The organism is Streptosporangium vulgare (assembly GCF_042428775.1).
GTDB classification, from domain to species: domain Bacteria; phylum Actinomycetota; class Actinomycetes; order Streptosporangiales; family Streptosporangiaceae; genus Streptosporangium; species Streptosporangium vulgare.
Map to the genome: position 1 here is coordinate 293,273 of NZ_JBHMBS010000008.1, position 13,354 is coordinate 306,626.

17 protein-coding genes and 1 tRNA gene are annotated in these 13,354 nt (G+C 67.7%); 10 read left to right on the plus strand and 8 right to left on the minus strand.

Annotated elements, in window-relative coordinates:
• Positions 1 to 18 precede the first annotated feature (18 nt).
• From ACFFRH_RS19410 to ACFFRH_RS19435, 6 genes are all read left to right on the plus strand, one after another.
• Positions 19 to 681 (plus strand): DUF2637 domain-containing protein, encoded by a 663-nt coding sequence (locus tag ACFFRH_RS19410; RefSeq protein ID WP_386158307.1) that lies wholly within the window; start codon positions 19 to 21, stop codon positions 679 to 681.
• Positions 682 to 699: 18 nt separating this feature from the next.
• Positions 700 to 1,044, plus strand: coding sequence for a hypothetical protein (locus ACFFRH_RS19415; protein WP_344743529.1), 345 nt, complete (start codon positions 700 to 702; stop codon positions 1,042 to 1,044).
• Positions 1,034 to 1,192 (plus strand): hypothetical protein, encoded by a 159-nt coding sequence (locus ACFFRH_RS19420; protein ID WP_344743530.1) that lies wholly within the window; start codon positions 1,034 to 1,036, stop codon positions 1,190 to 1,192. Before ACFFRH_RS19415 ends, ACFFRH_RS19420 begins: the two co-directional genes overlap by 11 nt.
• 98 nt (positions 1,193 to 1,290) lie before the next feature.
• Positions 1,291 to 2,685: a replication initiator gene (locus ACFFRH_RS19425; RefSeq protein WP_344743531.1), complete on the plus strand. Its 1,395-nt coding sequence runs from the start codon at positions 1,291 to 1,293 to the stop codon at positions 2,683 to 2,685.
• Entirely contained in the window at positions 2,682 to 2,873 is a 192-nt protein-coding gene (locus ACFFRH_RS19430) for a helix-turn-helix transcriptional regulator (RefSeq protein WP_344743532.1), read from the plus strand. Before ACFFRH_RS19425 ends, ACFFRH_RS19430 begins: the two co-directional genes overlap by 4 nt.
• On the plus strand, positions 2,870 to 4,234 hold the full coding sequence (locus tag ACFFRH_RS19435; RefSeq protein WP_344743533.1) for a tyrosine-type recombinase/integrase: 1,365 nt from the start codon (positions 2,870 to 2,872) through the stop codon (positions 4,232 to 4,234). The genes ACFFRH_RS19430 and ACFFRH_RS19435 overlap by 4 nt, the downstream gene beginning before the upstream one ends.
• 70 nt (positions 4,235 to 4,304) lie before the next feature.
• Here the strand turns inward: ACFFRH_RS19435 and ACFFRH_RS19440 are convergent, their stop codons facing one another.
• A complete protein-coding gene (locus ACFFRH_RS19440; protein WP_386158312.1) occupies positions 4,305 to 4,928 on the minus strand; it encodes a hypothetical protein in 624 nt (207 codons plus the stop codon).
• Positions 4,929 to 5,654: 726 nt separating this feature from the next.
• Positions 5,655 to 5,730, minus strand: a tRNA-Arg gene (locus tag ACFFRH_RS19445).
• 260 nt (positions 5,731 to 5,990) lie between these two features.
• On the opposite strand from ACFFRH_RS19445, the gene ACFFRH_RS19450 reads away from it, so the two are divergent.
• Both ACFFRH_RS19450 and ACFFRH_RS19455 read left to right on the plus strand, forming a co-directional pair.
• Complete coding sequence (locus ACFFRH_RS19450; RefSeq protein WP_344743536.1) at positions 5,991 to 6,728, plus strand: hypothetical protein; 738 nt, start codon at positions 5,991 to 5,993, stop codon at positions 6,726 to 6,728.
• A 173-nt stretch (positions 6,729 to 6,901) separates the two neighbouring features.
• Entirely contained in the window at positions 6,902 to 7,936 is a 1,035-nt protein-coding gene (locus tag ACFFRH_RS19455) for a D-alanyl-D-alanine carboxypeptidase family protein (protein WP_386158315.1), read from the plus strand.
• A gap of 60 nt (positions 7,937 to 7,996) precedes the next feature.
• Here the strand turns inward: ACFFRH_RS19455 and ACFFRH_RS19460 are convergent, their stop codons facing one another.
• From ACFFRH_RS19460 to ACFFRH_RS19470, 3 genes are read right to left on the minus strand one after another with little or no spacing between them, the layout of a single operon-like run.
• Entirely contained in the window at positions 7,997 to 8,197 is a 201-nt protein-coding gene (locus tag ACFFRH_RS19460; RefSeq protein WP_386158318.1) for a DUF397 domain-containing protein, read from the minus strand.
• A gap of 27 nt (positions 8,198 to 8,224) precedes the next feature.
• Entirely contained in the window at positions 8,225 to 8,425 is a 201-nt protein-coding gene (locus ACFFRH_RS19465) for a DUF397 domain-containing protein (protein ID WP_344743539.1), read from the minus strand.
• Positions 8,412 to 9,251: a helix-turn-helix domain-containing protein gene (locus tag ACFFRH_RS19470; protein ID WP_344743540.1), complete on the minus strand. Its 840-nt coding sequence runs from the start codon at positions 9,249 to 9,251 to the stop codon at positions 8,412 to 8,414. Before ACFFRH_RS19470 ends, ACFFRH_RS19465 begins: the two co-directional genes overlap by 14 nt.
• A gap of 1,024 nt (positions 9,252 to 10,275) precedes the next feature.
• On the opposite strand from ACFFRH_RS19470, the gene ACFFRH_RS19475 reads away from it, so the two are divergent.
• Positions 10,276 to 10,524: a hypothetical protein gene (locus tag ACFFRH_RS19475; RefSeq protein WP_344743541.1), complete on the plus strand. Its 249-nt coding sequence runs from the start codon at positions 10,276 to 10,278 to the stop codon at positions 10,522 to 10,524.
• Positions 10,521 to 10,838, plus strand: coding sequence for a hypothetical protein (locus ACFFRH_RS19480; protein ID WP_344743542.1), 318 nt, complete (start codon positions 10,521 to 10,523; stop codon positions 10,836 to 10,838). Before ACFFRH_RS19475 ends, ACFFRH_RS19480 begins: the two co-directional genes overlap by 4 nt.
• Before the next feature lie 69 nt (positions 10,839 to 10,907).
• On the opposite strand, the gene ACFFRH_RS19485 is transcribed toward ACFFRH_RS19480, so the two are convergent.
• The 3 genes from ACFFRH_RS19485 to ACFFRH_RS44760 all read right to left on the minus strand — a co-directional run bounded on the left by ACFFRH_RS19485 (position 10,908) and on the right by ACFFRH_RS44760 (position 13,227).
• Positions 10,908 to 11,513 (minus strand): CpaB family protein, encoded by a 606-nt coding sequence (locus tag ACFFRH_RS19485; RefSeq protein WP_386158323.1) that lies wholly within the window; start codon positions 11,511 to 11,513, stop codon positions 10,908 to 10,910.
• 257 nt (positions 11,514 to 11,770) lie between these two features.
• Positions 11,771 to 12,580, minus strand: coding sequence for an S-methyl-5'-thioadenosine phosphorylase (locus tag ACFFRH_RS19490; RefSeq protein ID WP_386158325.1), 810 nt, complete (start codon positions 12,578 to 12,580; stop codon positions 11,771 to 11,773).
• A 272-nt stretch (positions 12,581 to 12,852) separates the two neighbouring features.
• Positions 12,853 to 13,227 (minus strand): FmdB family zinc ribbon protein, encoded by a 375-nt coding sequence (locus ACFFRH_RS44760; protein WP_425581705.1) that lies wholly within the window; start codon positions 13,225 to 13,227, stop codon positions 12,853 to 12,855.
• Positions 13,228 to 13,354: the final 127 nt, after the last annotated feature.

Consider the following 13,354-nt stretch of genomic DNA (forward strand, 5'->3'; position numbering starts at 1 on the left):
CTTCTGAAGGGAGGAACCATGACGCGAAACCTGCTCGCCGTCCTGCTCGACTCCGGACCGGTGATCGTCCTGGCCGCGATCGCCGGGGCCGGCTCGTTCACCCACATCCGCGACACCGCCACCGAACACGGACAGAGCGGCTGGATGGCCTGGGCCGTCGCCGTGTGCGTCGACCTCACCTGTGTCATGGCCGCCCGCGAACGCCAGCGCGACAAGAAGACCGGACGCGTCCGGGACGGCCTGGCCTCCTGGCCCACCCTCGTCCTCATCCTCGGCATCGTCTTGTCCCTGTCCGCCAACCTCCACCAAGCCGAAGCCTCCGCCTGGGGCTGGATCACCGCCGCCACCCCGGCGGGCGCGTTCCTGATCGCCGTCTCCATGCTCGAACGCCGCGCCTCCGGCCCCCGTCCCAAACCGTCCCCGGCCCCGTCCTCCGAGCCGGCCCCGGTGCCCGCGCTCGTCCCCGCCACCCAGGACGACAAGGACGACGACGACAAGGACCAAGCCGCGGACGGCCCGTCCTCGGAACTCGTCGACTACGCCCGCCGGGTGGCCACCGAGTACCAGAACGCCCAGGGCAAGCCGATCAGCCGCGACACCCTACGCGCCCGCCTGGGCGTGTCCAACCAACTCGCCTCCGACCTACTGCGCACCCTGCGCACCACCTCCGAAACCGCCTGAACCGAAAGGAGAACCATCGTGACCACCACCGACAAGCACACCGCAATGATCACCGGCCTGCGGGAACTGGCCACCTTCCTGGAGGCCAACCCCGAGCTCCCCATTCCCTACGAGGTGAGTGCCTTGTGTTTCCCCGCGCGAAGCACCGACGCTGAGATGACCGCCGAGGTCGACCGGATCGCCACCCTCCTGGGCGCCGAAGTCGACGCCGAGGACGCCTCCTACGGCCACTACCGCACTGGCATCAACTTCGGCCCGGTCCGCTACGGGGCGCTCGCCGTCCTGGCCCACCGGCGCGCCCGGTACGACGCCGAGACCAGCTACATCGGCTGCGTCGAACCCGACTCCGCCCATGCCGCCTGACACCCCACCGACCGCCCAGCATGACGGCGAGCAAGAACCGCCCGCGCTGATCGCGCCCAAGCGGTGGCGGTGCTGCGACTGCGGCGCCACCGGCCTCGACAGCCACGGCATCACCTGCAAGTCCTGCGACGGTCTCGGCTTCTGCTGAAACCGTCGGCGCCCCCGGCCTGGCCGTACATCCGCCAAGACGCCTGCCAGGTCGGGGGCCATCCCCCCTCACCCAACGAGTGAAAGGAGGAGACCATCTTGCCCACAACACGCCCCGACACGCACGCGATCGCAGGCATGATCACCCGCCTGAACGATCCGAAGTACCCTCGCTGGGCCGCCCGCCTCCGCGCCACCGGCGGCTGCCGCCAGCCCATCCACATGCGGGGCCGCGTCCTGCACGTCGACCGCGCCACCGGCCGGCTCCTGCACCGCTACACCACCGCCACCGAACCCGAGGGCGTCCTGCACCTGCCGTGCAAGACCCGCCGCGCCTCCCGCTGCCCGGCCTGCGCCGAGGTCTACCGCGCCGACACCTACCAGCTGATCCGCGCGGGGCTGGTCGGAGGCAAGGGCGTTCCAACCACGGTCACCACGCACCCATGCCTGTTCATCACCCTGACCGCCCCGTCATTCGGAGTCGTCCACACCCGGCGAGAGAAGAACGGCAAGACCTTGCCCTGCCACGCCCGCCGCGACGCGCAGACCTGCCCGCACGGGCGCGTCATGTCCTGCACCGCCCGACACGGCGCCGACGAATCGTGTCTCGGCGAGCCGCTCTGCCCGGACTGCTACGAGTACACGGGATCGGTGCTGTTCAACGCCGTCTCCCCGAAACTCTGGCAGCGCTTCACCGACGCCCTGCGGCGACGCGTCGCCAAGACGGCCGGTCTGACCCTGCGGGAGCTGCGCGAGCGCCTGACGATCTCCTTCGCCAAAGTCGCCGAGTACCAGAAGCGCGGGGTCGTCCACTTTCACGCCGTCATCCGCCTCGACGGGCCGGACGGACCAGGCGCACCGCCTCCAGCCTGGGCGACGGTAGAGATGCTGACGCACGCCGTACAACACGCCGTCCGAGCAGTGACCGTGACTGTTCCTTCGGCAGGCGACGAACCGGCGCGCATCCTGCGCTGGGGCCGACAGCTCGACGTCCGCGAGATCACCATGGACGGGGAACTCTCCGACCAAGCCGTGGCCGGCTACATCGCCAAGTACGCCACCAAAGCCGCCGAGTGCGTCGGCACCCTGGACCGACGTATCAACCCCCTCGACGACCTGACCGCCTTCAACCTCCGTGACCACCCTCGCCGCCTCATCGCCGAATGCCAGCGCCTGGGCGCCCTGGACGCGTTGGCCGACCTCCGTCTTGCCCACTGGTCCCACATGCTGGGATTCCGCGGCCACTTCTCCACCCGCTCGCGCCACTACTCCATCACCATCGGCTCCATCCGCGACGAACGCCGCGACTTCGCCCGTACTGAAGAGACCAGCACCGGGCGCCTGCCTCTCTTCGACGAAGACACCATCCTTGTGATCGCCAACTGGGAGTACGCCGGAAAGGGCTACTCACTCGGTGACGCACTCCTCGCTGCCGCACTGACCGGCACGGCCTTACATGCCTCGCCGACGAACGGCGAAGGTGATGCCCGGTGAGTCGGCGTGACGAACTGCTGACCGTTCCCCAGGTCCTCGACGAGTTGGGCGGGCTCTCTCGCCGGACGTTCTACCGCTGGCGCGAGCTCGGCCACGCGCCCAAGTGCATCAAGCTGCCTAACGGAGAGATCCGCGTCTGGCGGAGCGACTTCGCGGCCTGGCTGGACAGCCTCCGGGAGGCGGCATGAACACCTCCTACGACGTGAAGATCTGGGACATTCGCCGGAACGCTTCCAGCAAGACGCCTTCGTATGTCGTCCGCTGGAAGCTCGGCGGTAAGGAGCGGTCCAAGACCTTCCGGACAAAAGCGCTCGCCGAGAGCTTTGTCTCTGATCTACGGCAGGCGACCAGGAAGGGAGAACCCTTCGACTTGGTGACGGGTCTCCCCTCATCGATGGCCGCACCCGCCGAAACTGGGCCTACCTTCTTCGACTTCGCACGGTCGTACATGGCGGCTCGCTGGGTCCACTCGGCGGCCCGAACCCGCGAGACGATGACGTACGCACTGCTGTCCCTCGTCCCCGCGCTCGTCAAGGAACTTTCCAGCAGGCCGAAGGATGACAACCTCCGCGCGGTACTGCGCGATTACGCCTTCCTCCCCGACAAGCGGCGAGGGGAACTGCGGCAGGAGTACAAGGCAGCGTTCGCCTGGCTGGAAGCGGCGTCCCTGCCCCTTACCGACCTACTGGAACCAGCTGTGATCCGCTCGGCTCTCGACGCGATCGCCCTCTGCTTCGATGGCGAACCGGCGGCAGCCAACACGGTACGGCGCAAGCGGGCCGTACTCCATCACATGATGGAATCCGCGGTGGAACTCAAGAAGCTGCCCGCCAACCCGCTGCACGCGGTGAAGTGGAAGCCTCCGAAAGCGACTGGGACCGTCGACCCTCGGACGGTGGTCAACCCAGTCCAAGTACGAGCGCTGCTCGATGCTGTGAGACAGGTGGGTCGGACGCGTGGTCCCCGCATGGTGGCCATGTTCGCCTGTATGTACTACGCGGCACTCCGTCCTGAGGAGGCTTCGGGGCTACGCCGCCAGAACTGTGATCTTCCCGCTGAGGGGTGGGGCTTGATCACGCTTGAGAAGGCCCGTCCGCAGGCGAACAAGCGGTGGACGAATTCGGGGGAGACCCACGACGAGCGCGGTCTAAAGCACCGGGCTCAGGACGACACGCGGGAAATTCCCATCCCTCCCCTCTTCGTCGAAATTCTCCGCGAGCACATCGAGACGTACAGCGCCGAGAAGGATGGCAGGCTCTTCCGCACGAGCAAGGGACGCCCGTTCTCCTCCTCGGCCTACTCTGCCGTCTGGCGGGAGGCTCGCCGGCTCGCCTTCACCGCCGAACAAGTCGTCTCTCCACTGGCGGCCCGGCCGTACGACCTGCGGCACGCGGCGGTCTCTCTGTGGCTCAACGCGGGAGTCCCGCCGACCGAGATAGCCCAGCGCGCCGGGCACGGCGTTGATGTGCTCCTCCGCGTCTACGCGAAGTGCATAGAAGGACAACGAGCACGCGCCAATAGTCAGATCACCCAGGCTTTGGAGATGTGATCACTATTAACTTAGGAGGCCCCGGCAGAGTCCGGGGCCTTTGGTGTTGCCTGCTGATGGTGTGCAGCGGTTAGCGCCAGTGTTTTAGGTCTGGCGCAGCTAAGGTCCGACCCGCTGCGATGGCGTTCTGCACGCTTCGCGCAAGAGTGTTCTCCAGGGCGGTCGCCTGCTGCAGGAGATTCTGCATGCCCATTCTGTCGTCGGTGTGCGCGAGAAGGTAGCGGTACTTGTCGTTGTTCTGTAGTTGCTCATGAGCCCGTAGCGCGGCGTCTGCCTCTTGAGTACGGCGAGCGTAAGCCTCTAGCTCCATGATTCGCTGTGTGACCATCGCGACCGAATGCTGCAGGGCTTGCCGCTGTGGAGCGAGGACGGCCGTCAGCTCAGGTGTGACGATGACACCGTGGGTAGCGGCGACCTGTTCCGCACGAAGGATGCTCTGAAAACGGAGGAGACGACTGATCTCCCACAGTTGTTGGGGAAACAGTACGTTGTTGGCGACAGAGTCCAAGAATCCCTGCCGACTGACTTGCGACCCGGTGACTGTCATCGTGGCGTCGGCGGTCCGTTTGAGCAGAGCGTGGGCTTCGTTGTCGAGATCGCTGGGGAGTACGTAGCGATCACGGTAGAGGCGTGCAAGTCGTTTTGGGGATTTGAGGCGTTTCCGCGCGAGCAATGTCGCTGCGGCCGCAGCCATCAGAATGAGGAGGGGCGGGCCTATCCATGGTGCCTTGCTCGCAGCTACAGCGATGGCTATGAGGATTCCGTAGACCATAAAGATTGCAAGAGTTATCAGGAGACCTTGTGTTCTCGACGGCTGAGAACCGGCGTACCCGGACGAAGGCGCCATTGATATGCCAACGAGCTTCCGATGACCTATGATTCGGTGCTTGTCCCGAGGCGGGATGGTGGGATCGACGATCGGCCAGTGATCAGCCCAGGAGTGCATGGTAAAGATCAGCCTCCTAACGGCCCTGGCGTAGTCCAGCGTTGGACTCGGCATCGTGGGCTCTTCAGAGCGCAGATAATCTCAGAGAGCACTTTCCCGCACAACCAGCTTCAAGGGCGGCGAACAGAAGCGGGTGAGAGCGGAGGGCTCCCTGAAGCCGGACAGAGTTTCTCGCTGAGCTGCGGCTCGCTCTTCCATCTGTCGGTAGCTGAGGGCTCGGCGAGTAACGCCTGTCCTGTCCGTAGGGCGTAGGGGCCGATCCCTGACGTGGTGGTTTCGCTGGTTGATGTGACAGTCGACCGCGCTGACCTGGTCCTTTTGCGGGACATCGCCGGGCTGGGTGACCTCAAGATCATCCCGTGCATATTCCGCGAACGGCGACTCAGGGCCGCTCAAGGTGGCCTACGGCTGCACAGGGCGCATGCCGCCTCAGACAAGAAGTCCCAGGCCAGACGGCAAACCACAAGGTCAAGATGGTGCCCCCGGCATGATTCGAACATGCGACACCCGCTTTAGGAGAGCGGTGCTCTATCCCCTGAGCTACGGAGGCAGGGGCTCCTAGTAAGAGTAGCGAAAGTAGCGAGTGGTTGCGCGCTCGAAGGGGGAGTTGGGGGCGGACGGTGGGTTATCGGTTCGCTGGCCTGGAGTAATAAGGGGGGCAAGTGGGCGGGTGTGCGGCGTTGGGTGGGGTTAGCGTCACGGTCTGTGATCGACAGGCGACGGAAGCGTATTCGCGGGCATCGCGCCCTGCGGCCGGTGGTGCTGTGCGGTGCGATGCTGGCGCCCGCGCTTCTGGCCGGGGGGTTGCTGGTGGCCGAGCTCACCGGCTACGAGGCGGCTGTCCAGATGGCCGATGCCGATGTCGATGGGGAGCCTGAGGGGCCTGAAGAGGCCGAAAGGCGCGGGAAAGCCGAAGAGGACAGGGAAGCCGTAGAGGCGGCAGAGGCGGAAGAAGCCGAGAGGGCCGGGGAGGCCGAGACGCTTCACGAAGACGAAGACGAGGGTCTCTGGGCGAAGGGCAGGGGGCGGCGCGGATTCCAGGGGGGTGGGGGAGCCTGGACCGGTTCGGCGTCCCAGCTGGGGGCCGGGGAGCTTGTCGAGTCGCCGGATGACGAGCCGCCGGGGGATGTGGTGGCCGTGGTGCCGGTCGCGGTCGGGCCCGTACGGAGCCGGATGTTCGAGGCGAGGCTGGTGCCTCCGCCGTTGCGACCGGAGCGGGTGTACGGGGGATGGGTGCCCGTCGCGGCGAAATCGGGAGTGCGTCACATGGAGGAGGGCCCGAGTAAGCCGGGCCAGTTGGATGGTGCCCCTAACCCGAACGGGACGGATGGTGTGGATGAGCCAGATGTGGTCGTTCCCATAAAGACCCGCCCGCAGGGCTCCAGAGTGCCACGGAAGGCGGCATTGCCACCCCCTGTGGCACCTGAGCCCAGGAGGGAGCGGACGCCGCCACTCGCGCCACCTGAGCGCCGCGACGGGTGTTCGGCGGAGTGGAAGGGGACGTGGCTCTGGGAGGTCTGCAAGAAGCGAGGGCGGCAAGAAGTCTGACTTGTCCGGTCCCAAAAAGGGGTGTTCGGCGCATAACGGCTGTGGAGAGTCTGGCCCGTGTACTTGGTCAGCTGTAGTAGCGTGCGTGCCTGACCCAGGTCACGAGTTCGCAAACGGAGGGGTCGAACGTGCCACCTCGTCGATCAGCGGGTCTGATCGCCGTCGTCGCGACGATGACTTCCTTCCTGCCGGGAGCCGCTGCCGCGCAGCGGGCGCCGGCGGAGGTTCAGGCCGTCGTCGCCGCGGAGCCGGTGAATCTCACAGAACTGCGTCGCGAGGCGGAGAAGGCCGCGAAGGATCTTGAGGCCGCGACCAAGGCGCTGGAGCAACGCCGGGCCCAGATCCGTACCTCGGAGAAGGAGCTCACCACCAAGCTGCGGGAGCTGCAGGCCGCTGAGAGGGCCTTCGCTCAGGTACGGCAGCCGCTGTCGGATCTCGTCGGGGTCCTCTACCAGCAGCCGACCGGCGGTGACGTGGTCGGTTTCCTGTCCGGTGAGTCCGACGCCGACACCCTGCGCGCGATGGCCGGTCTCACCCAGATCGTCGCCGAGCGCGATCTGGTCCTTGAGGACAGCAGCCGCCTGCAGCTGGAGCGGGAACGCCTGGCGGGCGAGGCCCAGGAGCTCCGGGCGAGCAATCTCCTCGCGGAGGCGCAGATGGGCGCCGAGATCGAGACGCTCAGGGTGCGCTCGCAGAAGATCGTGCAGTCCCTGACCAAGGCCCTGGTGAAGCTAGGCGTCAAGATCGACAAGAAGGGGCGTCCGGCGGCCGGGTGCGACCCGACCAGGGCGACCTCGATGAGCGAGTTCCCCAACGGGCTCATCCCGCAGGCGTACCTCTGCCCGCTCCAGCAGCGGGGCAACCAGCTGCGGGGGGACGCCGCACTCGCGTTCATCAGCCTCAACGAGTCGTACAAGCGGCAGTTCGGCAGGCCGATGTGCGTGACCGACAGCTACCGGAGCCTGGCCGAGCAGCAGACGGTCTACTACACCCGCCCCGGCCTGGCGGCGGTCCCGGGCCGAAGCAACCACGGCCTGGGACTCGCCGTCGACCTGTGCGGGGGCGTCGAACGCTTCCGCTCGGCCGAGTTCAACTGGCTGGAGACCAACGGCAAGAAGTTCGGCTGGATCCACCCCAAGTGGGCCTACGTCAGCCCCTTCGAGCCCTGGCACTGGGAGTACGACCCCAAGATCGGCTCCCTGCTGTAAGGGGGCTCATTCGGTCGCGGCTCGCGGGCGCTGTATTCGTCGTCGGTGCTCGGCGTTAGATCAGATTTCTCCGTTGCGGATACCTGTCAGGAAGTTGTTCCAGGCTGGATGGGAGAAGGTCAACGCTGGGCCGAACGGGTCCTTGCTGTCGCGGACGGCGACAAGCTCCGGCAGGTTGGTGGCTACTTCAACACAGTTGTTGTTGGCTCCGCTGAGGGTGGGCGTACGGAACTCGGCGCCGGACAGGTCGGGGGAGATCATGGTCGCTCCTCAATGCTCCTCGCCAGGTCAGAGTTCTCCGGTGCGGATGCTCCTCAGGAAGTCGTTCCAGGCCGCGGGGGAGAAGGTCAATGCGGGGCCGGACGGGTCCTTGCTGTCGCGGACGGCGACGAGCCCCGGCAGGTTGGTGGCCACCTCGACGCAATCGTTGTTGGGGCCGCTGAGGGTGGAGGTGTGGAATTCGGCGCCGGACAGGTCAGGGGAGATCATGGTCGCTCCTCAACGCGGCGATGAATGCCGCGGACTCCTTGGGGGACAGGCACGCGTCGGTAAGGCGCTTGAAGGTCAGCATAAGTCGCTGAATCTGCTCGCCGTCTTCGACATATACCTCGCCTGCCGGACATTCGGCATAGCCCAGATCTGGATCGTCATCGAAAGACAACACCGAGAAGGCGCCCTCGGTGCCGCAGTGAACGCCGACCTTCAACGGGAGGATCTGGATGGTGATGTTCGGCTTGTCTGTGGCGTCCAGGATGTCGCCAAGCTGATGAGCCATGATGTCGGCTGATCCCACCGGGTAATGGAAAACACCTTCGGAGATGAGGAAGTGCAACATCGGAGCATGAGTGCCGAGCAGAGTGGTCTTGCGCTGCATACGGGCATCGACGCGACGCGTCAGTTCAACGTCAGGTCGATCGGGGTGGCCCGCTCTGATGATTTCCCGAGCGTAGTTCTCGCTCTGGAGCAGGCCGGGGACCACCAGGGGAGCCCAGTGGCAGATCGTCCTGGCCGCCGCCTCGAATTCGACGTATGACCCGGTGAACACGTCCGAATAGGCCGTCCACCAGCCACGCCGGGCGACTTCACGGGTGAGTTGCACCATGGCCTCGGTGGTCGCCGCCTCCACGCAGTACAGGTGGCAGATGGCCGCCACATCCCCAGGCGCCGGAGCGATCTTGCCGGTCTCGAAGCGGTTGAGCTTCGACCTGGACCACCCAAGCTGCTCGGCGGCGGCCTCGGTCGTCAGGCCGGTGGTCGCACGAAGGGTGCGCAGCTCACGTGACAGACGGCGTAGGCGGACCGTGGAGTACTTCATGCGGTTAGTTTGCCGCAGCTCAGCTGGCCCTTCCCGCTCAACATAGCAATTATGTGCGATGGGATTGCCGGCGTGAGATTCTCACGCCATGATGCTGCTTGTTACGTAGGGTAGTGAGATTCAAACGTATGGTGACGAATCCACTCCCTGTGTCGTCGCACGAAGCCTTGATACGAAACGGGCCCGTCAACGGTGTGGGCCACCGTCAACGAGCCCTTGATCAGGAAGTGAGTCCTGACCCGTGAACAACCCTAGTGCTCCGGTTCTCGACCGGGCCATGGCGAGCGGCTGTGCCTGTTTCGCCGACGTACCGCCGTTGCCCATGGGGTGTGCCGCCTGCGGGCACGCCCCCTACGCGCACGGTTGCCCCGGCCAGTCCGCCGATCATGAGCATGAGTACGCGCAGCCCTCGGGCACCTTGATGGCCATCCGTCTGGAAGCCCGTCGCACCGGGGACCGCTCCCTGTCCTGCTTCGAGCCGCTCGGCCCCGCGCGCCTGGCCGAGGTAACCGCCTCGGTGCCCGTCCAGCGGTCCGCGGAGCGGACCCGAGTCCAGGCCCAGCCTGTGGAGGCCACGCCGGTGCCCGTTCCGCGCCTTCCCTGGCGGGCTCGGATTCCCTGGCGGGCTCGGGCCGTACCGTCGCCGTCACCGTGGTGGGCGCGCGGCGGTCGTCGCCCGGCGCTCCGGTCCGGGGCCGTTCTCACCCGGACACCCTGGCCACCAGGGCCACCCCGACCCGGCATCGGGCGCCACTGCGCGCCTCATCCAACCGACCCACTCCGGCTCGGCGTCGGATGTCATCGCGAGGCCTGTCTGACCCGCCCACTTCGGCCCACGAGTATCGAGCACCACCCCGGGCGAACAGCCGCCCGCACCCCGTGCCGCGCGGCGCTCACCTCATCTCCGTACCGGCCGCCTGGCCCGTACGGTCCACCCCTCCGTGTCCTTCCCCGCTTCACAAGGCGGGCCCGTCCACCGCTACCGACGACCGGACGGGCCCTTGATCGGATGGAGGTCCAATCAATGGACGATGGTAGATCCAGCACCCCCGAACCGGCCATCCCCGGCTGGCGGCTGATTCTCAGTGACGCCGGGCGGCTGTGGGCCAGCCGGAAGGAGCCCTTCTCGGCGGTCGCGTTCGAGGCCGGGGCCGAACGGACCGTCGACGCCGACACCCTCCGGGCCGAGACCGAACGGCAGGAGGCCATCGCCAGGGAGGCCGTCGCCAAAGAGGCGCACGAGCAGCAGGCTGCCGGGCAGGTGATCTCGTGATCCGTCGCGTTCCGATCAGGCGGACCTCCGTTCGCGGGCGCCACCGCGACGGCCTGGCCACCGCCGCCGTACCCCACTACACCTGGGACCACGAGGCCCGCGCCGAGGCTGCCCTGCTGCAGATCACCTGGCCGGGGTGGGCCGTGCTCTACGGCACCGGCAGCCGCCTCTTCCACGCCATCGCCACCTGGCCCACCCCGGAACCGCTGCTGCTCTGCGACCGGACCGTCGAGGGCCTGAAAGCTCAGATGCGCGAGGCCGAGATGACCGCGATCACTCGGCGCCGGGTGCTCACCGGGACCGATCGTCCCTGAGCGGAGGGTACGGCGGCCAGAGCCTCCCCGGCTCCTGGTCGCCGTGCCCTCATCGGTCACCGCGGAGACTCATCCCGCGCGAGGGCCGATCGTGATGGAGAGCCGCCCGCCGGCCTGAGCGGAGGCGAGCTCGGTCGCCTGGGCCGACGTGGTGGCCAGCACGATGAGCGCGCCCCGCTCCGACTCCCCGCCCGGGGTGGCCAGGACCGTGACGTCCTCGGCCGCGACGGTCGCCGGAGCGTCGCCGTCCCACGTCGAGGTGGCGGCGAGCACGTCCACCACGTCACCCGGGGAGAGCAGGCGCGCGGTCTCGGGATCGGCGACGCGTACGGGGGTGGCGACCGTTCCCTCGCCGTGGGCGGCCAGCAGGCCGGGACCGAGCAGGCGGACGTCGGTCAGCGGCTCCCCGCGCCGCGCGGGACCCGTCAGGATCTTTCCCGCGTACGGCGTGCCGGGCCTCAGGGCGCCGTCGGGGACCGTACCGGGTCTCAGTGGGGCCGGTGTGAGGTCGGCCGGTTCCAGCACGCCTCCGGGAAGATCTTTGGCGGCGGTCAGGACGGTCACCGAGGCGGTGTCCGGGCGCAGAGCCAGTACGGCGCAGCCCATCGCCAGGGCGGCGACGGCGGTGGCGATGAGACGGTGACGGCGGTCGAGGAAGCGGCGCAGGGCGCGCATGGCTGACTCCAGGGGTGGGAGCCGGGCGGCGCGGTGCCCGTGATGGGGGTGGGACGCCCCCCGCCGATTGGCGGTGTGGTGCCCGTGGTGGATGGGACGCACCCCAGTTACGGAACGGAACGGGGTGAGGTGAGTGGCTCTCGGCGGATCCGGGTGGCGTGGGCAGGGAACGGGAGCCAGCTTTTTTCGGGGGGCGGGGTTCGGGGTTCTTCGGGGACTACCTGGGGCCGAGGCCGGGGCCGCCGACCACGGCACGGTCAGCCGGGAAGGTCGAAGGGGAGCTTGAGGCCGTCCAGGGCGGTCGGGCAGGGGCAGGTGCGCTCCTCGGGGAGGGCGGCGACGACGTCGGCGACGAGGGAGCGCATGCGGCCGACGTTGGTGGCGAAGAAGGAGAGGACCTCGTCGTGGGTGACCCCCTCACCCGCCTCGACCCCGGCGTCGTGGTCGGTGACGAGGGAGATCGAGGTGTAGCAGAGGGCGAGCTCGCGGGCGAGGACGGACTCGGGGAAACCGGTCATGCCGACGATCGACCAGCCGTTGCCGCTGAACCAGCGGGACTCGGCGCGGGACGAGAAGCGCGGGCCCTCGATGACCACGAGGGTGCCGCCGTCGGTCACCTCCCAGTCGGCGGAACGGGCGGTGGAGACGGCCGCCGCGCGACCTGAGGGGCAGTAGGGGTCGGCGAAGGCGACGTGGACGACGCCGTCCGCGTCGTAGTAGGTCTGCGCCCGGCCTGCGGTGCGGTCGACGATCTGGTCGGGGACGACCAGGGCGCCGGGGCCGATCTCGGCGCGCAGGGAGCCGACCGCGCTGGGGGCGAGGACCTGGCGGACGCCGAGGGAACGCAGGGCCCACAGGTTCGCCCGGTAGGGGATCCGGTGCGGGGGGAAGCGGTGGTCGCGGCCGTGGCGGGGCACGAAGGCGACCGAGCGCCCTCCGATCCGGCCGACGGTGACGACGTCGCTGGGCGGGCCGTACGGCGTGGTGATCTCGACCTCTGTGGCGTCGTCGAGCAGGGAGTAAAACCCCGAACCGCCGATGACTCCGATGTCCGCGCGAGTGACCATGGAGCCGAGGTTAGCGCCACGGCCGGTCCCTGAGGAGCCCGGATGACAGCCTGTGGATAACTACGTCCCTGGGTAGTCGCTCGATCGCTTTGGGTGAGAACGAGCGGAATGCCGACCGGGGCTGTTCCGCGATATCGGTGGCGGGCGGAGGGGGCGTCGGCGACCAGGGCAGGCAACAGGTCAGGGGCGGGGCGGGAGCCACGGCTCGGGGGCGGCCGGTCGAGCGGCCGCCCGTGAACGGCCAACCGAGGGGACAGGGGTGAGGGCAGGGCTTAGGAGGCCGCGGCGGCCGTGCTGCTCGCGGTCTTCGTCGACGTGGAGCCCGACGAGGACGAGGAGCTCGACGACTTCGAGGAAGACGAGTCGGACGAGCTCGACGAGTCGGAGGACTTCGACGACGAACCGGAGGAGTCCGAGGAGCCGGAAGAGCTCGACGAACCGTTCGCGGACGTCACCGTGCTCGACGACGAGGACCGGCTGTCGGTCCGGTAGAAGCCCGAGCCCTTGAAGACGATGCCGACCGCGGAGAACACCTTGCGCAGGTCGCCCGCGCAGCTCGGGCACTCGGTGAGAGCATCGTCGGAGAACTTCTGGACGATTTCGAACTGGTTGTTACAGGCTGTGCAGGCGTACTGGTAGGTGGGCACGCGCTCCTCCTCGTATGATCCGCGCCGATTGGCACTCTAGTGGCGCGACTGCTAATGGTACGCAGCCGACAAGCTTAAACGCGAGTCGGAGTCCTCGCATTCCGTAGCCGGATTCCGATCAGATGGG